This window comes from Geobacillus sp. CCR (genome assembly GCF_052906625.1).
This window is the reverse complement of the sequence record NZ_JBREBQ010000006.1, coordinates 90,704-114,161: the sequence shown is the minus strand read 5'-3', so window position 1 is coordinate 114,161 and position 23,458 is coordinate 90,704. Positions and strand designations below refer to the sequence as shown.

Below are 23,458 nucleotides of genomic sequence, written 5' to 3'. Positions count from 1 at the left end.
GCCCCGAAATGGTTGGGGCGGAAGAGGGAGGACCGATAGCGATGAAACGGGCGAGATGGCGCGCGGTGCTGGTTTTGCCGTTTTTGTTTTTGCTTGGGGGCTGCGTGGAGCGCACGGCCGTGCTCAATCCGCAAGGGCCGGTGGCGCGCATGCAGTATGATTTGATCATGTGGTCTGTCGGCTTTATGTTGTTCATTATTGTTGTTGTATTTACGTTATTTGCCGTTTTTCTCATTCGTTATCGCGAGAAGCCGGAAAATGCCGGCTATGAGCCGCCGGATGAGGAAGGGAACACGTTGCTTGAAGTCGTCTGGACGGCCATTCCAATTTTGATTGTCGCTGCGCTCGCTGTTCCAACAGTGAAGGCGACGTTTGCGTTGGAAAAGCCGCCGACCGAGAAAGTGAAACCGATCACGATCCATGTGACGGCGGCGAACTGGAAATGGATTTTCAGCTATCCGGAAGAAAACATTGAAACGGTCAACTACGTCCATATTCCAGCCGGTGTGCCGGTCAAGTTTAAGCTGACTTCGGTCGGGCCGATGAACTCGTTTTGGGTGCCGGAATTAGGTGGGCAAAAATATGCGATGGACGGCATGGAGACAGAGCTGATTTTGCAAGCCGATAAGCCCGGCTCCTACATGGGGCGGAGCGCCAACTTTTCCGGGGAAAAGTTCGCCCATATGGAGTTTGAGGTCGTCGCACAAACGGGAACGGACTTCCGCAAATGGGTGAATGAAGTGAAACAAACCGCCCCGAAGCTCGATGAGAAAAAATATACACAAATTTTAAAACCGGGGCTTGTTGGGCGAATGACGTTTTCGAACACCCACTTACAATGGATTGACCATGCGAAACAAAACAGCCATCATGCAGATCGAAAGCCAATGAGAAACGACGATCAAAGCGATGAAGCGATGACAAACAGTCACCATCATGGGGAGTAGGAAAGGGGGAACGAAGGATGAAGTGGAGCGAGTTTTTTGTCACGGGTGAGCCGCTCATTTATGCCGCCGATGTCGCCATCGTCTTGACGATGGTCGGCATTGTGTTTGTGTTGACATATTTTAAAAAATGGAAATGGCTGTGGAACGAATGGCTCACGACGGTGGATCATAAAAAGATTGGCGTCATGTACATTATTTGCGCAGTTTTGATGCTCTTCCGCGGCGGCGTCGATGCGCTTTTGATGAGGGCGCAGCTGACCGCGCCGAACATGAAGTTTCTTGACGCGCAACATTACAATGAAATATTTACGACGCACGGGACGATTATGATCTTGTTTATGGCGATGCCGTTCATCATCGGTTTGATGAACATTGTCGTTCCGCTGCAAATTGGGGCGCGCGACGTCGCGTTTCCGTATTTGAACGCGTTAAGTTTTTGGCTCTTTTTCTTCGGGGCCATGCTGTTTAACATTTCCTTTGTCATCGGCGGATCGCCGGACGCCGGCTGGACGGCGTATTTCCCGCTCGCGGGGAATGAGTTCAGCCATGGCGTCGGCAACAACTACTATGCGGTTGCCCTGCAAATTTCGGGAATCGGGACGTTGATGACGGGGATCAACTTTTTGGTGACGATTTTGAAAATGCGTGCGCCGGGCATGACGTTGATGCGCATGCCGATGTTTACGTGGACGATTCTCATCACATGCGTGCTCATTATTTTCGCCTTCCCGGTGTTGACGGTCGCCTTGGCGCTCATGACGTTTGACCGGCTGTTTGATACGCAGTTTTTCACGATGGCCAACGGCGGCATGTCGATGCTCTGGGCGAACTTGTTCTGGATTTGGGGCCATCCGGAAGTGTATATCGTCATTTTGCCGGCGTTCGGCATTTTCTCGGAAGTGGTCAGCACGTTTGCGCAGAAACGGCTGTTCGGTTATAAGGCGATGGTCGGTTCGATCGTGGGCATTGCGTTTTTAAGCTTTATCGTCTGGGTGCACCACTTCTTTACGATGGGCGCAGGGCCGGCCGTGAACTCTGCCTTCTCGATCACGACGATGGCGATCGCCATTCCGACCGGGGTGAAAATTTTTAACTGGCTGTTTACGCTCCGAAAAGGGAAGATCCGCTTTACGACGGCGATGCTTTGGTCGCTGGCGTTCATTCCGAACTTCGTCATCGGCGGCGTGACGGGGGTTATGTTGGCGATGGCGGCGGCCGATTATCAATACCATAACAGCTATTTTCTGATTGCCCATTTCCATTACGTGTTGATCGCGGGTACGGTGTTCGCCTGCTTTGCCGGTTTGCATTATTGGTATCCGAAAATGTTCGGCCATATCTTGAATGAACGGCTTGGCAAGTGGACGTTTTGGCTGTTTATGATCGGCTTTAACATCTGCTTCTTCCCGATGTATTTCCTAGGGTTGATGGGGATGACGCGCCGCATGTACACGTACTCGGCTGGTCTCGGCTGGACGCCGCTCAACGTCGTCGCGACGGTCGGGGCGGTGTTGATGGGCATCGGGTTTATCGTGCTTTGTTACAACATTTATTACAGCGCCCGCTACGGCGAGCGCGACATGACCGGCGACCCGTGGAACGGACGGACGCTTGAGTGGGCGACCGCGTCGCCGCCGGTGCATTACAATTTCCCGGTGACGCCGGTTGTCGAAGATGTGGACGCGTATTGGGTGATGAAGAAAAAGTATGGCGGCTTCCACGTGAAAGAAGAAGACTTGAAGCCGATCCATATGCCAAGCAACTCAGGACGCCCGTTTTGGATGTCGGTGGCGTTTTTCGTCGCCGGGTTCGGCCTTGTGTTCAAGTGGTTTGCGTTGGCTATCGTTGGTGCGTTGTTCATTGTGCTTGGATTGATTCTCCGCTCATTTGAAGACGATGATGGCTACCATATTCCGGTTGACGAAATCAAACGGATGGAACGAGCGGCGCGGAAGGGGGCGTGACGAATGGGAGAAGCTGCACATCGCTATGAGGAAACGGTGCCGCTGGAGTATCGGACGCAAGAAAGTCGGTTGAACATATTGGGTTTCTGGATTTTCCTCGGGGCGGAAGTCGCGCTGTTTGCGACGCTGTTTGCGACGTATCTCGTCTTGTTCCAACGGACCGGCTCGGGGCCGACGGCAGCGGAGCTGTTTGAGGTAAAAGACGTTTTGATCGAAACGTTGTTGCTGTTGACGAGCAGTTTCACATGTGGGTTGGCCATTTTTGAAATGCGCCGCGGCCGCATGAGCGGGCTGATTGCCTGGCTGCTCGTGACGCTTCTGCTTGGGGTGGGGTTTATTACGGTTGAAATTCGCGAGTTCATCCATTACGTCCATGAAGGAGCGACGATGCAGACGAGCGCATTTTTATCAAGCTTTTTCGTGCTCGTCGGCACGCACGGCGCCCACGTCAGTGTAGGAATTGGCTGGATGATTTTGATCATCATCCAGCTCCTCCAGCGCGGCTTTACGCCGAAAACGGCGCGCAAAGTGTTTATCGTCAGTTTGTATTGGCACTTTTTAGACGTCGTTTGGATTTTCATCTTCACGCTCGTCTATTTGTTAGGGATGGTGATCTAACATGGGCGCAAACAGCCATCGCGAATCATTTCCGTGGAAACATATCATTGGGTTTTTGTTGTCGCTCGTCTTGACGTTTGCGGCTCTTTGGGTGGCGCTCTCGTCTGGGCTGCCGCTTAAAGCCGTGATCGTCATCATCGTCTTGTTCGCGATCATCCAAGCGAGCTTGCAGCTGTTTCTATTCATGCACGTCAACGAAAGCGACAGCGGCAAAGTGCAAACGTTCAACATGGTATACAGCTTCTTTATTGCTGTTGTCGTTGTCGCCGGTTCGATTTGGGTGATGCAGTTTGTGTTGTAAAGCGAGGCTGGCCGGGGTTCGGCCGGCTTTTTATGTTCAGAAGAGCTTTTGTGGTGTCATAGATGCCTGAAATGGGGGAGCCGTTGACGGAACATTGAAGAGATGGAGAGGCAACGTGGTTGCATTATAGGGGGCATGATATGTGCCTAAAAAAGTCGTCTTGCCTCAAACAGGCAAGACGACGTTTTACAGCACTTTTGATAAAAACGCTTTCGTCCGCTCATGCTGCGGGTGGTCGAACAAGTCTTCCGGCTTCCCTTCCTCGACAATGTAGCCGCCGTCCATAAACAGGACGCGGTCGCCGACTTCACGGGCAAAGCCCATCTCGTGGGTGACGACGACCATCGTCATCCCTTCATTGGCCAGCTGCTTCATGACCGAGAGCACTTCCCCGACCATTTCCGGGTCAAGCGCTGACGTCGGCTCGTCAAACAGCATGATTTTCGGTTCCATGGCCAATGCCCGGGCGATGGCGACGCGCTGCGCCTGCCCACCGGAGAGGGAGTCCGGGTAGACGTGCGCTTTGTCTTGCAGCCCGACTTTGGCGAGCAGCTCCATCGCCTTCGCTTCCGCTTTTTCACGCGGCCATTTCCGCACTTTCATCGGTGCCAGCGTGATATTGTTCAGCACCGTCATATGCGGAAACAAGTTAAAGCGCTGGAACACCATTCCGACTTCTTCCCGCACTTTATTTAAGTTCGTGTCTTTCGCCTTTAAATTAATGCCGTCAATAATAATTTCACCTTCATCGAAATCCTCAAGCAAGTTTAAACAGCGTAAAAACGTCGATTTTCCCGACCCCGATGGGCCGATGACGACCACGACTTCTCCTTCGCGAATATGGACATCGATTCCTTTTAAAACTTGGAGCGAACCGAACGATTTTTTCAGCTGGCGTACGTCAATCATTGGGTCGAATACTTCCTTTCAAGATAGTGTGACAGTTTGCTTAACGAAAGCGTTAAGAGCAAATAGATGAACGCCACTGTTAAATACGGCTCCCAAACGCGGTAATACTCACCCGCGGCCGCTTTCCCCCAATACATGATTTCCGGGGCGGCGATGACCATCCCAAGCGACGAATCTTTAATTAAGACGATAAACTCGTTCGCAAACGGCGGAATCATTCGCTTTAACGCCTGCGGCAAAATAATGTAGCGCATCGCCTGCGCATGCGTCATCCCAAGCGAGCGGGCCGCTTCCATTTGCCCTTTGTCGATCGACTGGATGCCGGCGCGGAAAATCTCGGCCACATACGCGGCCGAGTTGAGCGACAGCGAGACGGCCAGGGAAGCGACGGCATTTGGCTGGGCGAAAAAGAGCGGCATGGCGCCGAAATGGACGAGCAAAATTTGCACGACAAGCGGCGTACCGCGGAAAAAGTTAATGTACCACGAAAACGGCAAACGAATAATCGGGTTGGACGACATTTTGCCAAGGCCGATGAACAGGCCGAGAATGAGGCCGAACACGATGCCGGCTAATGATACGCCGATCGTTACGAGCAGCCCTTGCCAAAAGTAAGGGGCGTATTCAACAATAATATCAAAACGAAAATCCATCGATCTCACCTTTCTCTAAGAAAAATGCGTAACTTGCTAGTAGTTACGCATTTTTCTATGTTCGTGCGCTTATTGTTGTTGTTTTAAGCCTTCCATATTCGGTTCTTTGCCAAACCATTTTTTGTAAATCTCTGCATATTTGCCGCTGTCGATCACTTTTTGCAATGCTTCGTCCACTTTGGCTTTCAATTCGCTGTCTTTCGGGAAGATCATGCCGTAGTATTCCGAAGCGAAGTTTTGTGGATCTTCAATGACTTGCAATTTTTTGTCCGGATTGTTTTTCACGTATTCGTTTGCCACCGCGTTGTCCGTGATGACAGCATCAACACCGCCGTTTAGCAGTTCCATAATGGCAACAACACTCGTTTCGAATTTTTTAATATGATCGCCTTTGCCAAATAGCTTCTCCGCAGCTTCTTGACCGGTTGTCGCGTTTTGAACGCCGATCGTTTTCCCTTTTAAGTCAAGGGCGTTTTTCACCGGGCTGCCTTGTTTGACTAAGATGACTTGTGTTGCTTCAAAGTACGGAGCTGAGAAATCATAAGATTGTTTCCGCTCGTCCGTAATCGTAATGCCGGAAATGCCCATGTCGATTTCTTTGCTTTGCAGCGAAGCGAACAGCGGATCCCAGCCGATGTTTTTTAATTCATAATCCAAGCCGGCTTCTTTCATCACCGCATCCAAAAGGTCGGCGTCAAACCCAACAATTTTTCCTTTTTGCATATATTCAAATGGCGCAAACGCCGCGTCCGTCCCGACGGTGATTTTTTGCTTCCCTTCTTTTTCAGCGCCTGACGGAGAGCTTGTTTCTGTCGACTTGCCACAAGCGGCGAGCGCCATAAACAACGCAGCAACGACCGCTACGATCAAACCTTTCTTCATTTTTAACATCCTATAAAATCCCCCTTTGGAATCATTGTCGATGAACGATTATCATACTATCAATATTTTTGTTATTATGCAATAGGTTTTATAAAAATAATTGTTTGAACATTTTGGTACTGCCGTATAAATGGGGAAAAGGCGCATTTTTCAATGTTTTTCGCCACATTAACTGAAGGGCATATGGCTAATATCATTTCGTGTGCATTTTTATAAAATAATTTTTTATGTATAAAAAGACATAAACGATTGATTTTGAATTTACAGAATATTATACCAGAAAGAGGGTAGAGTTGGCAAAGGTTTTGTCAATTTGTTTATTATAGCGGTATGGAAAAATAAATACTATTGTGTAAATACTATCAATTTCGTTATGATGAAAGTGGTGACAAGACAGTAGAGGAAGGAGAGTCCATATGGTTTTATTTTCCGTCATTGTGTATTTAGTCGGCATGCTTTGGATTGGCTATTGGGCGTATAAACGGACGTCCAATTTGTCCGATTATATGCTTGGCGGCCGGACGCTCGGACCGGCGGTGACGGCGCTCAGCGCCGGGGCTTCCGACATGAGCGGCTGGCTGCTCATGGGGCTGCCGGGGGCGATGTATGTCGATGGGGTGAGCGCCGCCTGGATCGTCATCGGCTTGACGCTTGGCGCTTATGCAAACTGGTTGTTTGTCGCGCCGCGCTTGCGCGTCTATACGGAAGTAGCGAACGACTCGATTACGATTCCGGAGTTTTTGGAAAACCGTTTCGGCGATGCGTCGAAATTGTTGCGGATGGCATCTGGGATTGTCATTATGGTCTTTTTTACGTTTTATGTCTCGTCCGGCCTCGTTTCGGGGGGCGTTCTGTTTGAAAACTCATTTGGTGTTAGCTACCATACGGGATTGTGGATCGTCGGCGGTGTTGTTGTCGCCTACACGCTGTTTGGCGGCTTTTTGGCCGTCAGCTGGACGGACTTTGTCCAAGGGACGATTATGTTCATCGCGTTGATTTTAGTGCCGGTCGTGACGCTGTTCCATACAGGCGGGCCGGTGGATACGATGGAGACGATTCGCGACATCGATCCCAACTTGTTGAATATATGGAAAGGAACAAGTTTTCTTGGCATCATTTCATTATTCGCCTGGGGGCTTGGGTATTTCGGCCAGCCGCACATTATCGTCCGCTTTATGGCCATTAAGTCGGTGAAAGAAATGAAAAGCGCCCGGCGCATCGGCATGGGTTGGATGATTTTCTCGGTTGTCGGGGCGATGTTGACCGGTCTTTTTGGAATCGCTTACTTTTCGCAGCGCGGCATGAAGCTTGATGATCCGGAAACGGTGTTTATTCAACTCGGACACATTTTGTTCCATCCGATTATTACTGGGTTTTTGCTGGCGGCGATTTTAGCGGCGATTATGAGCACGATCTCGTCACAGTTGCTCGTCACGTCGAGCTCGCTGACCGAAGACTTGTATAAAGTCGTGTTCCGCCGCGCGGCTTCGGATAAGGAGCTTGTCTTCGTCGGGCGTTTGTCGGTGCTCCTTGTCGCCATTGTCGCGACAGCGCTGGCGTATACGAAAAACGACACCATTTTAAACTTGGTCGGCTATGCGTGGGCTGGGTTTGGCGCATCGTTTGGCCCCGTCATTTTGCTTAGCTTATGCTGGCGGCGGATGACGAAATGGGGGGCGCTCGCCGGCATGGTCGCCGGGGCGGCAACGGTCATTTTGTGGACGCAGTCGGAGTATTTGAAAGGGCTGTTGTATGAGATGATTCCGGGCTTCGCCGCGAGCCTCGCCGCTATTGTCGTCGTGAGCCTGTTGACAAAAGCGCCGGAAGGGAAAGTGGCGGAACAGTTTGATCAGTTTAAGAAGTCGCTGTCATAAGCGAAATGAACAGGGTGTTCCTCGGTGGGGACACCCTGTTGTCATGATCGGCATTTTGTCCTTCATCATATAGGCGTTGTTGCGGCCTCGCAATTCGCCCGACCGCCTTACCGTGTCGCCGCGTCGCTATGCTGTTTCGGCTGGGCGATGGCAGTGTTGAGGCGGTGTCGCCATGATCAGCTTTAAGACGAGGCAAAGGGGTGCCGCACCCTGCTTTGGTTCGGATGCCAACACATGTCGCGGCGCCGCACCCTTTTAGTCCGGCCGCAGCCCCCCCTTGGCACCTCCGCCCGGAGGCGGGGCGAAGGGCCGCCGCTGTTACGCCATCGTGTTCCAGTCTGGATACAGATCAGTGCGCCGGTCGCGCCATGTCGCGACCGATCCTTTTTCCCGCACTTTGCGAAGGAGCGACAAGTCAAGGTCAGCGGTAATGACCATGTCGCTGTTGATCTCGCCCGCCGCAAGGACGCCGCCCTGCGGGAACGGGATGTCGTTTGGCGTGATGACGGCCGCCTGGCCGAAGTTGGCGCGCATAAAGTCGACCGTTGGAAGCGAGCCGACCGTGCCGGTTGTGACGACATACACTTCGTTTTCGACCGCCCGCGCGTGGCAGCAATACCGTACGCGGTAAAACCCGTGCCGGTCATCGGTGCACGACGGACAGAAGATGACATCTGCCCCTTTGGCGCGCGCCATACGAACGATTTCCGGAAACTCGATGTCATAGCACGTCAAAATGGCGATCGTCGCTTTGTCCGTTTCAAACACATGCACGCCGTCGCCTGGAGCGATATTCCACTCGTTCACTTCCGTCGGGGTGATGTGCAATTTCGCCTGCTGATGGATGTGCCCATCCGGCGTGAATAAATGAGCGACATTGTACAGCTTGCCGTTTTGGCGGATGACATGCGTGCCGCCGATCAAATACATGCCGGTGTCTTTGGCGAGCGACACAAACAGCTCAGTGTATTTTTCGGTATAATTCGGCAAGTCATCAATCGTTGCTTGCCGTCCGTCATCAAGTGGAATGGAAAGCAATTGGGTCGTGAAAAATTCTGGGAACAAGACGAACTCGGCGTCAAACTCTTGCGCCGTTTTGACGTAATGCGTCACTTGCGCGGCAAACTCGTCAAACGAACGGATGGTGTGAAGATGATATTGGACAGCCGAGACGCGCAATGGCGGCACCTTCCTTTCTATTTCCATATGGCATCTATTTTAGCACCATGCAAACCGTTTGGAGGCATTTGATTTTTCGATATGCGCAGGCCCCGCTCCCTTCCTATTTCAAGGAGGGGAGTTGCGGAAAAAGACAAGGACGAGGTCTTGTCTATTATTGTTCGCCGTAGCGGCGGTACGCACCGTGATGTGTGGGCCCGACGTATTCGTTGAGCGGGAACGAGTGGCGGATGGCGGTGGTGATGAACGCTTTTGCCGTCGCAATGGCGTCTTTCACCGGCCGGCCTTTCGCCAGTTCGGCGGCGATGGCCGCCGAGAACGTGCAGCCTGCTCCGTGCGTATACGTCGTGTCAATCCGCTCCGATTCGAGGAGTTCAAACGTTTTGCCGTCGTAAAGGACGTCAACCGCATAGTCATGCGGAATTTTCCGCCCGCCTTTGACGATGACATATTGGGCCCCGAGTTCATGAATGCGCCCGGCCGCTTCCTTCATGTCCTCGATCGTTTCAATGCGCGGCAAGCCGGAAAGCTGCGCTGCTTCGAACAAGTTTGGCGTCACGACCATCGCTTTTGGCACGAGCGTTTCCCGGTAGCAAACCGTATTTTCCGGGTGGAGCGGCTCATCCGCCCCTTTGCACACCATAACTGGATCGACGACCGCATTTTTCAAACCATGTTTTTCAATCGTCCGCGCGGTCAGTTCAATGATGTCCGTCGTCGGCAGCATCCCCGTTTTGAAGGCGTCGACGCCAACGCCGACGATGATCGTCTCAAGCTGGGCTTCGATCGTCGCTAAGTCCACCGGAAACACTTGATGCGCCCACTGGTTGTGCGGGTCCATGGCGACGATTGTCGTGATCGCCGTCATTCCGTAAACGCCAAGCTCTTGGAACGTTTTCAAGTCCGCCTGCAGTCCGGCGCCGCCGCTGCTGTCCGACCCGGCGATCGTTAATGCTTTTGGCATTGTCATCGTCATCACTCCTTTGTTCTACAAGATTATACCATGAAGCCGCCCTCAAGGACGAAATAGTTGTTCTACATCAACAGAAAAACCGTCAAGCGCGCGCGAACATGCCATGCCGGTTTCTTTCCAGACGCCGGCTTGTTCATATTGTCCGTCGTCATTGAGCGAGTAGATTTGCACAACAGAGTGCATAGGGTTCACGATCCAATATTCACCGACTCCGTATTGCATATACAAGTTCAATTTGAACACGAGATCATACGCCTGGTTGGAAGGGCTTAAAATCTCGATGATCAGCGTTGGGACGCCGACAAATTTTGTATCCGTTAATCCACTTGGATCACAGATCACGGTTAAATCAGGGACGACAATTTTCTTGCCTTCGATTCGTTCGTTCTTTAGTTCGATATCAAACGGGGCATGAAACACTTCATACGGCTTTCCTTCTAAAAAATGGAACAGTTGGACGTGCAGCCGTCCCGATATGCGTTGGTGCTGGGTCGAAGGGGAGGGAGACATCAACACAGCGCCATCAATGTATTCTAAAACGCGGTCGGTTGTTTCCCGCATGCGATAAAATTCTTCAAGCGATACCGCCTGTTTTCCCGGAACGTTCACGAAATCACCTTCTTTCCAGCTTTCTATTTTCATTATACACTGGCCGCTTTGCCGAACGAAAATGATTTGGCATAACGCAACGGGTGACATACTCCAGCCGCCTACGCTCACTTGCAGAAATGGCGGCCTTGTCGGGTTAGGACGATAAAAAAAGCCGCCCGCTATGAGCGGGCGATCTATGATAAGAATGGGAAGTGATGAACAGGCGGCCGACAGCGCGCGTTGCCGCCTACGTCCATCACGGTTAGTTGGCAGCCAGCGTTTTGCCGAGCGCTTCGCGGACAGGGACGTAGCGGTAACCGAGGTCGCGGGCGACCGCTTCGTACGTAATTTCGCCGTTGGCGACGTTGACGCCAAGCTCAAGCGCCGGGTTGTCTGTAATGGCTTGGATGACGCCTTTATTGGCAATTTGCAAGGCGTATGGCATGGTGACGTTCGTCAAGGCGATCGTCGAGGTGCGCGGAACGGCTCCAGGCATGTTGGCGACCGCATAATGGACGACGCCGTGTTTGACGTACGTCGGGTTGTCATGTGTTGTGACGTGGTCGCTCGTCTCGACAATGCCCCCTTGGTCGATGGCGACATCGACGATGACCGAACCCGGTTTCATCGCTTTCACCATATCCTCGGTGACGAGCTTCGGCGCCCGCGCCCCTGGGATGAGGACAGCGCCGATGACAAGGTCGGCCTCTGCGACCGCCTCGGCAATGTTCATCGGGTTGGACATGAGCGTCGTAATTTGGTTGCCGAAAATGTCGTCAAGCTCGCGCAGGCGATCCGCGTTCAAGTCGATAATCGTGACATCTGCCCCGAGGCCGACGGCGACTTTCGCTGCGTTCGTGCCGACGACTCCGCCGCCGATGATCGTCACTTTGCCGCGGGCGACGCCTGGGACGCCGCCAAGCAAAATGCCTTTGCCGCCGTACGGTTTTTCTAAAAATTGCGCTCCAATTTGCGCCGCCATCCGTCCGGCGACTTCGCTCATCGGTGTCAACAGCGGCAGCGTGCGGCCGACTTGCACCGTCTCATAGGCAATGGCGATGACGCCGCTTTCTTTTAAGGCGCGTGTCAACTCCGGGTCGGCGGCCAAATGCAAATAGGTGAACAAAATGAGACCTGGGCGGAAATAGCCGTATTCGCTTGGCAGCGGCTCTTTCACTTTCATCACCATATCGGCTTGCGCCCAAACATCTTCCGCCCGCTCGATGATTTGTGCTCCGGCACGGGCGTAATCGCTGTCGCTGAAACCGCTTCCAACCCCTGCCTCTTTCTCAATCAGAACCGTATGTCCTGCCTGAACGAATGACAAAACGCCAGCCGGCGTAATAGCGACACGGTTTTCGTTATTTTTGATTTCCTTTGGCACTCCAATAATCATGGATATCGTTCCTCCTCGTCAGAAGTGGCCTTACTTATAGTATAAAAGAGACGGAACGGGCCGGGCATTGTTCAAAAAAGAGAAAGAAGCGCCCGGTTTTTGTGGATTTCCACAAATTCAACCGCGCGCTTCGTATTTCGCTAATTTAATATCAATGTATAATTTGATTTTTTGATTCATGTCATTGAGATCAAGCTCAGCAATGTCGGCAATCCGCTTGAGCCGATAAGCAAGCGTGTTCGGGTGAACGTTGAGGACGTCGGCGGTTTCTTGCGCGTTTTCGTTATGGTCAAAAAACGTTTCAAACGTTTTGACCAAGTCGCTGTGGTGTTTCTGGTCGTACGATTGCAGCTTCGTTAACGCTGGGTTGGTCCATTCCCCTTGCCGCTTTTGTTCAAGCAAAAAATCAAAAAATTGGTAAATGCCAAGCTGGGCATAGCCGTAAACCGACTTGATTTCATCGCCGAGCTTTTCTTTCAGCGCCAGGACGGCGAGCGCTTCGCGGTAGCTTTTTTCAATGAGGCGATAGGCGCCGTACACGCCGCCAAACCCGCACTGCACATCGTGGATGTGAAATCGTTCTTTCATTTTGGCGGCGAACGACTCGATGAATGCATTCAGCTCTTTGAGCGGCTGGTCGGTTTTGGGCGCCCCAAGCAAAATCACATCGCGGCCGTCGGTCGTATAAAGAAGGAGCGGGAGTTGCTGGGTTGTTTGCAATAAGTAGGAAATTTGCCGCTCCATTTCGGCGGTCAAATCGGCGGCAAAGCGGAAAACGACAATGGCAAACTGCGGTGCGGTCGGGATTTGCATCGCGGCGAGATGAGCGCGGATGTCATCTTCACGCGCAATGTGGCCGGTGAGCAGCTTCCAAAACAGCTCTTGCACCCGCTCTTCTTTTTTGTTTTTGCGCATATACAGCTGCAGCACTTTGTTTTTCGCCGCTTTTGCCGCCAGCTTCAGCCATTCCATCTCCTCGGGCGAAAGCGTCCGGTTTGTTTCGAGCACCCAGATGAAGCCGATCACCTCATCGTTTTTCCAGATCGAGACAGCGACGCGGCTGCCGAGGCCCACGTCTGGAATCGGCGGCACGCGCACCGGTTCGCGGCTTTTGAGCAGCGCCGGGATGGCGCCTTGTTTCCATAAGCTGTTGATCACTTTTTCCGGAACGCGCCGGCTGATGATCGTCGCCGTCCGCGCCGGGTCGGTGTAATCATCATGGGCGCTGTAGGCGATGAGCCGATGGCTCGCGTCTTCGATCGTCACCGGGCATTTCAGCACGTCGCTGACGCGGTCGGCAAACTCTTCAAGGCTGTCAAATTCGCCGCGGAACGGGTCGGTATCATAAGACATATTGACTCCCTCGCATCGTCCATATGATTTGTAGTTTCATTTTATCATAAATGTGAATCCACCACCGTTATTGTATGATGAAAGAAAGGAATGGCTGCGCTTTCTGTCCAAGGAAGGAAAGAAGGAATTCTCCCAAGAATGAAAAAATGGGACATTGCCGTCATTCCCAGCGACGGAATTGGCAAGAAAGCCGTTCCCGTGGCGAACACGAACGTCAACGGCAAATATCCGTCGATGTTTGAACCGGTGCACGGTTCGGCGCCGGATATTTACGGCAAAGGTATCGCCGATCCGATCGGGCAAATTTAGACGGCGAAGTTGATGTCTGACCATTTCGTTGAAGAAGAGCTCGGCGCCCTCTTGTTGCAAGAGATCGAGGATGTCACCTCTGACGGCATCAAAACGCCGGATCTTGGCGGCACGGCGACGACGAAGGAAGTGGTGGAAGAAATTTGCCGGCGTCTGCGTGAGCAAGCCTGACCTGTTCAAAAGGGCAAGCGGCACCGTTTGCAGTTTCCTTCTGTTCAGGTATACTTGTTGTCAGACGAACTGAACAGAAAGGATGACGCCCATTGTTCAAAAAATGGTTTGGCAAGCAACAGCCGAAGGAAGAGACGATCACCGCGCCGCTTGACGGGACGATCATGCGGCTTGAAGACGTGCCGGATCCGGTGTTTGCGCAAAACATGATGGGCGATGGTGAAATCATCCAGCTCTTTCCGACGAAACACGCCATCGGCTTGCGTTCGGAAGCGGGTGTGGAGCTGCTCATCCATGTCGGCATCGACACCGTGTCAATGAACGGGGAAGGATTCACTGCCTATGTCAGAGCCGGCGACCGAGTGAAACGGGGTGATCGGCTTCTTTCTGTCGACTTGCCGCTTGTGCGCGAGAAAGCGAAAAGCGCGGTGACGCCGATCATCATCACGAACGGCGACGCCCTCGAAAGCCTCGAGAGAGAGGCCGAGGCATCAGCCAAAAAAGGCGAGACGGTCTTATTTCATGTCAACATGAAATAAGGGCGGTGAGGGGGATGTATGTTTACAAAACGACAAAAAGAGATCTTATCATTTTTAGCTCACAGCAAGGATCTCATTCCAGATGAGTGGATGGCAAAGCAATTAGGAATAAGCGATCGGACAGTTCGTCATGATGGTGGTGAAAAAAATCTCTCTGTTAAAAAATACGGATGTTTTAAATCATAACATATTACCTATATATTTAAGGAGATCATTAATGAAGAGGGTGTCCCAAAAGGATCGAGACACCCCCTTTCGTTTCTATATATGCACGATGACTATTTCTTCCACACTATATTTTGTGTCTATCCTGAAAACACCATTTAAGACAAAAAACGGAGCCCACCTAGCCTTCGGAATCGGATTCCAAAGGAAGGTATTTCAGTATATATATGGTTAATAAGTGCTATGCACTCGTTTTTTCTAGTTTCACTTCGTACCCTAACCCCTCTAATCGTTTCACCGTTTGACGCACGATGCGCGCTTCTTGCTGCCGATCCCAGTAGTCGGCTCCCAACTCTCTATACGGTTCCTTTCGAGTTAAGATATAATAGATCATTTCTAAAATCGTTCTCCCGACCGCGACACTCGCTCGATTCGCTCCTCTTCGTTTGGCGATCCGATGATACTTGGCCGATAGGTACGTGTTCTTCGTTCGGGCGGCGGCACGGGCGCATTCCACGAGGCACGACCTCAGCTTCTTGTTCCCTTTCCTCGTTCGACCTGACAACCGTTTCCCTGCACTCTCATGATTCCCGGGAGCCATTCCGGCCCATGAGGCCAAGTGCGCGGCGGTAGGGAACCGGCTCATATCCGTCCCGATTTCCGCTGCAATTTGTTCCGCGCTTTGCCGCCCCACTCCCGGGATCGTATCGATGAGCTCCAGCGCTTCATGAAAAGGGCTCGTTCGTTCCTCGATTTCCCGATCCAACCGGGCAATCGCTTCATCTAAATACTCCACATGACGCCATTGCTCGGCCAGCATCATGCGTTGATGCGGCCCCATCACTCCTTTCAATGCGCGCCGGAGCTCTTCCGTTTTTTGTTTCAGCCGCCCTTTGGCGAGTTGGGCGAGGGCCGCCGGATCGTCCTTTCCTTCGATAAGGGCGCGAATGATGAGCCGGGCCGACATCCCGTTGATGTCGGATACGACCGAAGAAAGCTTGATATTGGCTCCTTCCAGCACTTTTTGGATGCGGTTGAGCTCCCGTGCCCGTTCCTCGATCAAACTGCGCCGATAACGGACCAGTTCCCGGAGCTCCCGCTGAGCCCGATGAGGGATGTAACTCCCTTTTAGCAATCCATGGCGAAGCAAGTCCGCGATCCATTCAGCATCTTTGACATCGGTCTTTCGCCCGGGAACCGCTTTGATGTGTTGGGCATTGACGACAAGCACTTCGATCGGCTCTGCTTCGAGGAGATTATACACCGGCTTCCAATATACGCCCGTCGACTCCATGGCAACGTGCGTCACCTTTTTTTCTTTCAGCCAATCCACCAACTCCTCGAGATCGTCGGTCAGCGTACCAAACGTGCGAATCTCTTTTCCTTCAGGGGTAAGGGCGCAAGCCGTAATCGATTGCTTATGCACGTCCAATCCGCAACAGCGTTCATACAAGACGCGCATCGGTCTTCCTCCCTGCTTCGTTCTCAAAAACAGCTGGTGCAGCAGCCTTTGTTCAAGCATTCTATCCTGCGTGCTTCCCTCAAGGGAGCGACATTCCGTGGTGCACCAGACTACTGGGGTCTGTCTATCCTTCGGACTTTTACGTACCATAGATACAACGACCTCATGACCCCAGCTGCAAGGAGACCATTCGACAGAAGGTTGTTTTCATCCTTCCGATGGTGACGAAATTTTTTTGTCATGGGAGTCTATCCTCAAAATACCCGAACTCCAAAATGCGTAAAGTGGCAGCGTTCAACATAGGGATATTTTCATCCCTCCGATGGTGACGAAATTTTGGGTCAAGGGAGTCTATCCTGAAGACAGACGGCCTTTTGGGTCAGCCCCTTCATTATCGCTTTTTCCGCTGGCTAAGCCATAGCGGAAAACGAATGATAAAGCTAAGGAACAGCACTAGCAACACAAGGAGGGCGGATGTTTTTTGGGCAATTTGCTGCGCATCGGCCACAAGCGCTTCAGATTGAATGTACCACAAATGGACCGGAAGAGTCGCGCCTTCGGAAAGGAGATGGAAATCCCACATCTCGCCAGATGACGATGTCCCACCGACTAGCAAAATGATGGCGGATTCGCCAAATGCTCGGCATGCGACAAGGCTGATGCCGGTCAAGATGCCTTTCATGGCGGCAGGGAGCACCGTTTTGACAATGGTCTGTGCTTTGGTTGCGCCTAAAGCGAAGGAGGCTTCCCTCCAAGCGGAGGGAACCGCCGTGATCGCTTCTTCGGAGACGCGGGCTAAAACTGGTAGATTGAGCAATGCTAATGTGATGGATGCTCCTAAAATGGTCACGCCGATTTGAAAGTATTCCACAAACAAGGCGTAACCGAATAGACCAAACACAATCGACGGGACAGATGCCAAGCTTTCAATGGCCGCCCTCACCCATTCCATGATTCGGTTGTTTGGGGCGTATTCCGCTAAAAAAATACCGGCTCCAATTCCGATGGGCAACGACAAAAGCAATGATAACACGAGAATGTAAATCGAGTTCCATAAGAACGGTCCAACTCCTCCTCCAGCGTCGATTTCTTCGGGCAGTCCAATGAGGAAATGGATGTCAATGTCCGACAACCCTTTTCGCACGATTATATAAAGAAGGGATAAGATGATAAAAAAGACGGTTGCGGAAATGATGCTGATCATACCCAGTACGAGTCGATTCATGAGACGACGGATACGGAGCCGACTCATTTTTCCATGAAGGCCAAGGGCTTGATTGTTCATGATGACGGTCCTCCTTTCAGCCGCAAGCGGCGAATAATCATAATTAAAGAAATTGAGATGAAAAGCAGCAAAAGCGCCATCATATAAAGGGCATGGTTGGTTGTTGATTGAAAATCGACGTTTAAAATTTGCATCACGATATGGCTGGTCAATACACTTGATGGCGTGACCAAATCAAATCCCCATTGCGCCACGTTGCCGATGACCATCACCACGGCCATTGTTTCGCCAATGGCGCGTGCCATACCGAGGATGACAGCAGCCGCAATCCCAGATTTGGCGGCAGGAAGCAACACTTTTGCAATCATTTCTATTTTGGTTCCTCCAAGGGCATAGTTGGCCTCCCGCCATTCGTTGGGAACCGCGCAAAGCGCATCGTCGGTGATGCGGGTGATGGTAGGCAAGATCATCATCGATAGCACGATCGCTGCCGCAAGAATTCCATCTCCCACTGGAGCACCCGTAAGCTTACGAATCCATGGAACGAGCAGGGTGGCTCCCAAATACCCGTAAACAATGGATGGAATGCCGACCAATAAATCAAGCAACGTCCGAAGCCATTGTTGAAGCCGGGGAGGGGCCATCTCCGCAATAAATATGGCTGTCAAAATGGAAATCGGTGTGGCCATCAACAGCGTCACGAACATTAAATATAGCGTTCCGGTGATAAAGACGGCAGCGCCGTATCGATGATGTTCCGGATCCCATCGGGAGGAAAAGAAAAATTCCGACGGAGATATATCTCGAAACACGAGAAGGCCTGTTTTGCTGACGAATAGAACGATGGCGCCCAATACGACAATCAGAAATACGATGCTCGTTAAGCAAAAAAAACGAAACAGGCGGTCGGACCTATATTTTGTGATCCAGCGTTGACGTTGAGCAGTCAACAAGTGGGTGGCCTCAGTCCAATCAGGAGACAGCTTTTCCATTTTCCTTTCCCCTTTCTTTCATCGAACGGAAAATCAGCCTCTCCGCCAATATAAGGAGAGGCTGAAAAGAGGTCGTTATTTCACGGGAATGAATTTTAATTTTTTCAAAGAGCCATTTTGGAACTTTTTGCTTAAAATATAATCGATAAAAGCTTTGTCCGCGCCTTTGGCTTCCCCTTTGGTCAGTAAGTATCCATAGCCGTAAAAGATGTATTTGCCGCTGGCGGCATTAGCTGTGGTTGCTTTGACACCGTTGATGCTGACGGCTTTAATTCCGCCTTTCACATACGCCAAATCAACAAATCCAATGGCGTTTGGATTCGACGCAACGGCATTCACCATATCCCCTGATTTTTGCACTTCTTTATAGTTATCTCCTGTCGTTTTGATAGTATGGCCGTCCATGATTTTGTCTTCAAAATTGACGCGTGTTCCAGATCCTTTGGCTCGGTTGATGACGACGATTTCTTCATCTTTTCCGCCTAATTGTTTCCAATTTTTGATTTTTCCTTCATAAATGTCTTGGATTTGTTCGACGGACAGGTTGCTGATGGGATTGTCTTTGTTGACAATGACAGCGAACGGAATTTTGGCAATTTTGTATGCTTTTAATCCTTTATAAGCGGGGAACCCTCCGACCGCTTTGGTGGCATCCCAGTCGCATGCTCCGATGGTGGCGACTCCTTTTGTGACAGACTGCGGACCGGCGATGGAAGAAGAGCCGGAAACCACAATTTTGACTTTTGGATGGCTCTTTTTAAATTCTTTTGCCGCTTGTTGAGTTAACGGCAACAAAGCTGTGGAGCCGGCGATCACAATTTTTCCAGATACTTCAGCGGCATCGGCGCGATGCTCGGTGGCGAAGGCTGCTCCGAGCAACAACGTGGATGAAAGAACAGCAGAAATGACTCTTTTCCATAATGTGCTGCGTTTCATAAATCTCCCTCCATCATCATGTTTAATTGTCATTTTGTAAGATTAATCCATGCACCATGGCGAAGAAGCGATACTTTTTCTCCACCGTCGGTCGCCATCGTTACCGCAATTTGATCGTCATATGGTGATGGCGCAATCGAGGTGATTTCATTTTTCGTACTTCCCATTGTTGTCCACGATTTGGTAGATGGATCGAAGCAGCGGATTGTGTAAAGGTCATTTGCTTCAACAACAACGTAAATGCGGCTTTTGACAACCGCCATGTCAATGATGTTCTGCTTATCAAGCAATGTTTGTTCTACTCCGTTTCGAATCACTTTCAATGATGGCGGACTCATTTCATCATCCGTTGCGCTTACATATACGATGTCATGGTTTGATAGAAACGCGCTGTCAACCTTATTGTCTGGCGACGAAGTTAATGGTGTCGGCTGTTTTGTTGGTGAAGACAGGTCGACAAGAATCAGCTGCGGATCGGTTCCGCTTGTATCAATGGAATCGACATCGGTTTTTTGATCGTCCGTGTAATTCGTTTTCCCTTCATTCGCTACTGTGTATAATAACTTTGTTCCATCGGAAGAAAGACGAAGATCTGTTTTGTACTTCACTTTGTCATCAATGAGCTTGGTGACGGTTCCATTGTCTAAGGCAACGACCGCGACCGCCTCATTGTTGCTGCCGTAAATGCAATAGAGTGAGCGGCCATCGCTGGACCAAACGAGATCGGTTTTGACCTCATCGTCTTCTCCGATTTGTTGGACCGTGTTGGAAACGAAGTCTATGACAAACAAATGACCGTTTTCATCGACGTAAGCAGCTTTTTTTCCATCATGTGATAACGTAAGATCCATTTCATTGATGGAACGGATGGCCGTTCGCGAGCGAATGTCCAAAAGCAGTGAAGAGGCTTCATCCGGCCGGCTGATGAGCAATGTATTTTGATCGATCCATTGTGGATTGATGCTCGTTCCTTTGATGAAACCAGACGTGGCGATAAATCGATCTTCCTCCTCGATATCTCCCCCTAGTGCATAGACGATGGCGGACAGATTGATGTACGGCACCCCGTTTTGAATGAATGGCGCGGTTGGCAAGGAGGTTTTTTTGCCGCCGGCGTTCAATACATAACTAAACGGGTGGAAGAGAATTGTCCGGTTGCCTTTTTCCACCTTAACCATGCTCGTTTTTTTGTCAACGTGCACAGTAGCGCCAAAAGCAGCGGCAACATCATTGACGGAATAAAAAGATGTTTGTCCTAACACGAGACCGTGAATCGTGGCTGTGGAGCCGTTCACTTGCCATGTCTCGCGAAATGGGCGCAAGCTGCCGGATGTCGACACGATGGAGACGCCAGCTTCTGCTTTCCATTGTCCACCTAAGAGAGCGGCGATTTGCTTGGCATCGACATACAGTTCTTGACCAAAACGCTGTGGGGCGACAGACAATGAAACGGATTTGCCGTTCACCAATGCCGCTTTTTTCCCTATCTGAAGCACGATCCGTACGTTGGGAGATGTGCGTCGAATTTCATAATATTGGTGTTTTTGATCATACCGATAATCGGCTGAAAACAGCTTGGCCATATCGCTCCCCGCCAATAAAACAGTTCCCGAACGATGGAGCGAACGGACCGTCATCAATTTGCCGTTGACATTGACAATATAGTGAGATGCGGATGTATTCTTCTCCACTGCGGCATAGGCATGTCCATCGAGCGTTGTCCATGATGAGGTGGAAGCCGCTAGCAAAGCTGTTGCCATGACAGTTCCGGCAATGATTTTTTTCACGAGAGCCTCTCCTTTCTATTTTTCCTTTTGCATGAGAAGTTGGTTTCATTGTTCGATGGAAGGCGATCCTCCTTTCCATTCAAAGGATTTAAGAAATTTTTCCTAAGCATAAACGATTATATGAGAAAAGTGTAAAATGAATATTTTGTTTTATTTAAAGTGTATTAATATTTTGTGCCTTTTGTGTTAATTTCGCTATGCAACGCATTTCTAGTTCCAATATGATGAGGAATGAATGGAAGCTCCAGCCCTTTTAAGCAAAGCGATTGTTATAGGCTAAAATGAACAACATCACGGAAAAGTTCCATGGGCAACACGATCTGCCCTCCACCCGGGGATGAAAATCACCGCTGGCTGACGGGATTTTCACGGAAAAGGAAAGAAGAACAGATTTGAGGTTGGCCAAAAGATGCACTAGCGCCTGTCAAACAAAGTGCGGCTGTTGTGTGTTTGGTTGTACTCGTCATGCTGCTACTGGAGCCGGATCAACCGGAAAAAATGTAGTCATTTTTTCATCTCGACAATTTTTTCAGCCTCGCGCACAACTTATGCTGCCACCCAACGTCGCCGGTCATGCCGGCCAGCAGCGACAGTTTTTTGAGTTTCGCGATCTCCCCATACTCTCTTGACATTGACAGAATCGTTTGGTGAAGATTTGGATGTTTTGAAGAAAAATAAACCCGCCTTCGTGATATTATCCCTCTAGTGTAGACAGTTGGGAAAAAGCCCATACTGTAAACAAAAACACTGGAGGGATTATTTTTATGTTCGAAATGAAAAAAACACGAAAAGGAAAAACCACGTATTCACCGGAATTTAAGCTAAAGGCTGTCAAGATGTACATAGAAGAGGGATACGGATATAAGCGTGTATGCAAAGAATTAGGAATTCCTAGCACCAAAACTATCAGGCTTTGGGTGAAAAATTACGATGAGACAGGTCTTGACGGACTGGAAGAACGGCGCGGAAAATCCAAGTCCCCGCTAAAGGGAGGACCAAGAAAAAAGAAGTTACGTCTGGAAGAAGAAAATCGGAGACTGAAAGCAGAGAATGAATATTTAAAAAAGTTGCGATCCCTCGCAAGGAGGTGAAACCGGAAGAACGATTTCAGATCATCCAAGAGTTATCCGTGACATACCCCATTTCCTTACTATGTGAAATGGCAGGAGTCACAAGGGGTGGTTACTATAAATGGTTAAACCGACGGGGAATGATGACGGAGAAGCAAAAAGAAGATGAGATGGTAAAGCGAATGATCTTGGAATGCCATCAAGAGGTCAACGGGATCTACGGGTATTATCGTGTGAAAGCGTGGCTTCAACGGAAATATGGGAAGGTAGTGAATCATAAAAGAGTCTACCGACTAATGAAAGAATTGGGGATTAGAGCAAAAATCCGGCAAAAAAAGAGAAAGTATAAAAAAGCACGGAGAATATCGTTGTTTCGAACGTGTTGAACCGCGATTTTACAGTGACCGAGGCCAATCAAAAATGGGTGACGGATATTACGTATTTGCCGTTTCAAGGAAAATATTTATATCTTTCGGCCATTAAAGATTTGTACAACAATGAAATCATTGCGTATCGCATCAGTCATTCTAATAATTTGGAATTAGTGATTGATACCGTAAAAGAGGCCATAAAAAAACGAGATGTGCGAGGAGTCATTCTCCACAGTGACCAAGGCTCGCCATACACATCTCGTCAATACCATAAACTGCTTAAGGATCATCACATTATCCCTAGTATGTCCAGAAAAGGGAATTGTTTAGACAATGCTGCATGGAAAACTTTTTTGGACATTTGAAATCTGAAGTGATGGACCTTCGCACCTTTCGAACGGACGAGGAAGTGATTCTGGCCATAGACCGGTATATGCATTTTTATAATCATGAGCGTTTTCAAAAAAATTAGGCTACCTCAGTCCTGTCGAATATCGAACCACCAAGGTAGCTTAGCAGACGAACGGATGATATGGACTCCTTCTTCAGCTTACCAACCGTTAAAGTTGAATGAAGGGGAAGTTGTCAAGTGCTTTCCTTGACAGCTTCCCCTCATTCAACTATCCTGCAAGCAGCTGAAGAAGGTGGGCGTTTTTCATACTGTCTACTTGACAGGGATATGTTCATCGACATGGGCGGGTTTTTTCTGTCAATCCAAATACTTCTCGCATAACGATACGAACTTTCCATCTGACTTTAGCCCTTCCAAAATGCTTCTCAACATTGCACTT

The 23,458-nt window shown here is 50.2% G+C and carries 25 protein-coding genes and 1 pseudogene; 12 read left to right on the top strand and 14 right to left on the bottom strand.

Going from position 1 to position 23,458, the window contains the following annotated elements:
- Positions 1 to 41 precede the first annotated feature (41 nt).
- From qoxA to qoxD, 4 genes are read left to right on the top strand one after another with little or no spacing between them, the layout of a single operon-like run.
- Positions 42 to 947 (top strand): cytochrome aa3 quinol oxidase subunit II, encoded by a 906-nt coding sequence (gene qoxA / locus ACVBDQ_RS05185; protein WP_011232923.1) that lies wholly within the window; start codon positions 42 to 44, stop codon positions 945 to 947.
- Between the two features lie 17 nt (positions 948 to 964).
- Positions 965 to 2,911 carry a cytochrome aa3 quinol oxidase subunit I gene (gene qoxB / locus ACVBDQ_RS05180; RefSeq protein WP_021321304.1) on the top strand — a complete coding sequence of 649 codons (1,947 nt, stop codon included), beginning with the start codon at positions 965 to 967 and terminating at the stop codon, positions 2,909 to 2,911.
- Between the two features lie 3 nt (positions 2,912 to 2,914).
- Positions 2,915 to 3,529, top strand: coding sequence for a cytochrome aa3 quinol oxidase subunit III (gene qoxC / locus ACVBDQ_RS05175; RefSeq protein WP_015376112.1), 615 nt, complete (start codon positions 2,915 to 2,917; stop codon positions 3,527 to 3,529).
- Position 3,530: 1 nt separating this feature from the next.
- The gene (gene qoxD / locus ACVBDQ_RS05170; protein WP_011232920.1) at positions 3,531 to 3,830 is read left to right on the top strand and encodes a cytochrome aa3 quinol oxidase subunit IV; all 300 of its coding nucleotides are present in this window, start codon (positions 3,531 to 3,533) and stop codon (positions 3,828 to 3,830) included.
- A 186-nt stretch (positions 3,831 to 4,016) separates the two neighbouring features.
- On the opposite strand, the gene ACVBDQ_RS05165 is transcribed toward qoxD, so the two are convergent.
- The 3 genes from ACVBDQ_RS05165 to ACVBDQ_RS05155 all read right to left on the bottom strand — a co-directional run bounded on the left by ACVBDQ_RS05165 (position 4,017) and on the right by ACVBDQ_RS05155 (position 6,283).
- Complete coding sequence (locus tag ACVBDQ_RS05165) at positions 4,017 to 4,739, bottom strand: amino acid ABC transporter ATP-binding protein (protein ID WP_011232919.1); 723 nt, start codon at positions 4,737 to 4,739, stop codon at positions 4,017 to 4,019.
- Positions 4,736 to 5,392, bottom strand: a complete 657-nt coding sequence (locus ACVBDQ_RS05160) for an amino acid ABC transporter permease (protein ID WP_011232918.1) — start codon at positions 5,390 to 5,392, stop codon at positions 4,736 to 4,738. Before ACVBDQ_RS05160 ends, ACVBDQ_RS05165 begins: the two co-directional genes overlap by 4 nt.
- Before the next feature lie 69 nt (positions 5,393 to 5,461).
- Entirely contained in the window at positions 5,462 to 6,283 is an 822-nt protein-coding gene (locus tag ACVBDQ_RS05155; RefSeq protein ID WP_011232917.1) for a basic amino acid ABC transporter substrate-binding protein, read from the bottom strand.
- A gap of 407 nt (positions 6,284 to 6,690) precedes the next feature.
- Between ACVBDQ_RS05155 and putP the strand changes: the two genes are divergently transcribed.
- A complete protein-coding gene (gene putP, locus ACVBDQ_RS05150) occupies positions 6,691 to 8,148 on the top strand; it encodes a sodium/proline symporter PutP (protein WP_011232916.1) in 1,458 nt (485 codons plus the stop codon).
- Between the two features lie 318 nt (positions 8,149 to 8,466).
- Here the strand turns inward: putP and ACVBDQ_RS05145 are convergent, their stop codons facing one another.
- The 5 genes from ACVBDQ_RS05145 to ACVBDQ_RS05125 form a co-directional block, all read right to left on the bottom strand.
- Positions 8,467 to 9,327, bottom strand: a complete 861-nt coding sequence (locus tag ACVBDQ_RS05145; protein ID WP_446663066.1) for a carbon-nitrogen hydrolase family protein — start codon at positions 9,325 to 9,327, stop codon at positions 8,467 to 8,469.
- Between the two features lie 154 nt (positions 9,328 to 9,481).
- The gene (gene pdxK, locus ACVBDQ_RS05140) at positions 9,482 to 10,297 is read right to left on the bottom strand and encodes a pyridoxine/pyridoxal/pyridoxamine kinase (protein ID WP_062899066.1); all 816 of its coding nucleotides are present in this window, start codon (positions 10,295 to 10,297) and stop codon (positions 9,482 to 9,484) included.
- 45 nt (positions 10,298 to 10,342) lie between these two features.
- Positions 10,343 to 10,942 carry a Uma2 family endonuclease gene (locus ACVBDQ_RS05135; protein WP_318549859.1) on the bottom strand — a complete coding sequence of 200 codons (600 nt, stop codon included), beginning with the start codon at positions 10,940 to 10,942 and terminating at the stop codon, positions 10,343 to 10,345.
- Between the two features lie 211 nt (positions 10,943 to 11,153).
- Positions 11,154 to 12,287, bottom strand: a complete 1,134-nt coding sequence (gene ald / locus ACVBDQ_RS05130) for an alanine dehydrogenase (protein ID WP_062899064.1) — start codon at positions 12,285 to 12,287, stop codon at positions 11,154 to 11,156.
- 117 nt (positions 12,288 to 12,404) lie between these two features.
- Positions 12,405 to 13,640 (bottom strand): PucR family transcriptional regulator, encoded by a 1,236-nt coding sequence (locus ACVBDQ_RS05125; RefSeq protein WP_446663065.1) that lies wholly within the window; start codon positions 13,638 to 13,640, stop codon positions 12,405 to 12,407.
- 195 nt (positions 13,641 to 13,835) lie between these two features.
- Here ACVBDQ_RS05125 and ACVBDQ_RS05120 point away from each other — a divergent pair.
- From ACVBDQ_RS05120 to ACVBDQ_RS05110, 3 genes and pseudogenes are all read left to right on the top strand, one after another.
- A pseudogene (locus tag ACVBDQ_RS05120) lies at positions 13,836 to 14,120 on the top strand (isocitrate/isopropylmalate family dehydrogenase); the annotation flags it as partial.
- Between the two features lie 92 nt (positions 14,121 to 14,212).
- Positions 14,213 to 14,659 carry a PTS sugar transporter subunit IIA gene (locus tag ACVBDQ_RS05115; protein ID WP_020278672.1) on the top strand — a complete coding sequence of 149 codons (447 nt, stop codon included), beginning with the start codon at positions 14,213 to 14,215 and terminating at the stop codon, positions 14,657 to 14,659.
- Positions 14,660 to 14,677: 18 nt separating this feature from the next.
- A complete protein-coding gene (locus ACVBDQ_RS05110) occupies positions 14,678 to 14,845 on the top strand; it encodes a helix-turn-helix transcriptional regulator (RefSeq protein ID WP_110107477.1) in 168 nt (55 codons plus the stop codon).
- Positions 14,846 to 15,065: 220 nt separating this feature from the next.
- On the opposite strand, the gene ACVBDQ_RS05105 is transcribed toward ACVBDQ_RS05110, so the two are convergent.
- From ACVBDQ_RS05105 to ACVBDQ_RS05080, 6 genes are all read right to left on the bottom strand, one after another.
- Positions 15,066 to 16,286: an IS110 family transposase gene (locus ACVBDQ_RS05105; RefSeq protein WP_021321311.1), complete on the bottom strand. Its 1,221-nt coding sequence runs from the start codon at positions 16,284 to 16,286 to the stop codon at positions 15,066 to 15,068.
- 391 nt (positions 16,287 to 16,677) lie between these two features.
- Positions 16,678 to 17,571 (bottom strand): phosphate ABC transporter permease PstA, encoded by an 894-nt coding sequence (gene pstA / locus ACVBDQ_RS05100; RefSeq protein WP_021321312.1) that lies wholly within the window; start codon positions 17,569 to 17,571, stop codon positions 16,678 to 16,680.
- Positions 17,568 to 18,503: a phosphate ABC transporter permease subunit PstC gene (pstC, locus tag ACVBDQ_RS05095; RefSeq protein WP_020278669.1), complete on the bottom strand. Its 936-nt coding sequence runs from the start codon at positions 18,501 to 18,503 to the stop codon at positions 17,568 to 17,570. The genes pstA and pstC overlap by 4 nt, the downstream gene beginning before the upstream one ends.
- Positions 18,504 to 18,578: 75 nt before the next feature.
- Positions 18,579 to 19,439 (bottom strand): phosphate ABC transporter substrate-binding protein, encoded by an 861-nt coding sequence (locus tag ACVBDQ_RS05090; RefSeq protein WP_021321313.1) that lies wholly within the window; start codon positions 19,437 to 19,439, stop codon positions 18,579 to 18,581.
- A gap of 29 nt (positions 19,440 to 19,468) precedes the next feature.
- On the bottom strand, positions 19,469 to 21,226 hold the full coding sequence (locus ACVBDQ_RS05085) for a stalk domain-containing protein (protein WP_021321314.1): 1,758 nt from the start codon (positions 21,224 to 21,226) through the stop codon (positions 19,469 to 19,471).
- A 512-nt stretch (positions 21,227 to 21,738) separates the two neighbouring features.
- Entirely contained in the window at positions 21,739 to 21,858 is a 120-nt protein-coding gene (locus ACVBDQ_RS05080; RefSeq protein ID WP_020278479.1) for a DUF7667 family protein, read from the bottom strand.
- 132 nt (positions 21,859 to 21,990) lie between these two features.
- On the opposite strand from ACVBDQ_RS05080, the gene ACVBDQ_RS05075 reads away from it, so the two are divergent.
- The 4 genes from ACVBDQ_RS05075 to ACVBDQ_RS05060 all read left to right on the top strand — a co-directional run bounded on the left by ACVBDQ_RS05075 (position 21,991) and on the right by ACVBDQ_RS05060 (position 23,139).
- On the top strand, positions 21,991 to 22,317 hold the full coding sequence (locus ACVBDQ_RS05075; protein WP_021321315.1) for a transposase: 327 nt from the start codon (positions 21,991 to 21,993) through the stop codon (positions 22,315 to 22,317).
- A gap of 68 nt (positions 22,318 to 22,385) precedes the next feature.
- A complete protein-coding gene (locus tag ACVBDQ_RS05070) occupies positions 22,386 to 22,682 on the top strand; it encodes an IS3 family transposase (RefSeq protein ID WP_353726233.1) in 297 nt (98 codons plus the stop codon).
- Complete coding sequence (locus ACVBDQ_RS05065) at positions 22,676 to 23,032, top strand: DDE-type integrase/transposase/recombinase (RefSeq protein WP_446663064.1); 357 nt, start codon at positions 22,676 to 22,678, stop codon at positions 23,030 to 23,032. Before ACVBDQ_RS05070 ends, ACVBDQ_RS05065 begins: the two co-directional genes overlap by 7 nt.
- Positions 23,008 to 23,139 (top strand): IS3 family transposase, encoded by a 132-nt coding sequence (locus ACVBDQ_RS05060; protein WP_020278481.1) that lies wholly within the window; start codon positions 23,008 to 23,010, stop codon positions 23,137 to 23,139. Before ACVBDQ_RS05065 ends, ACVBDQ_RS05060 begins: the two co-directional genes overlap by 25 nt.
- The last annotated feature ends 319 nt before the right edge of the window (positions 23,140 to 23,458 follow it).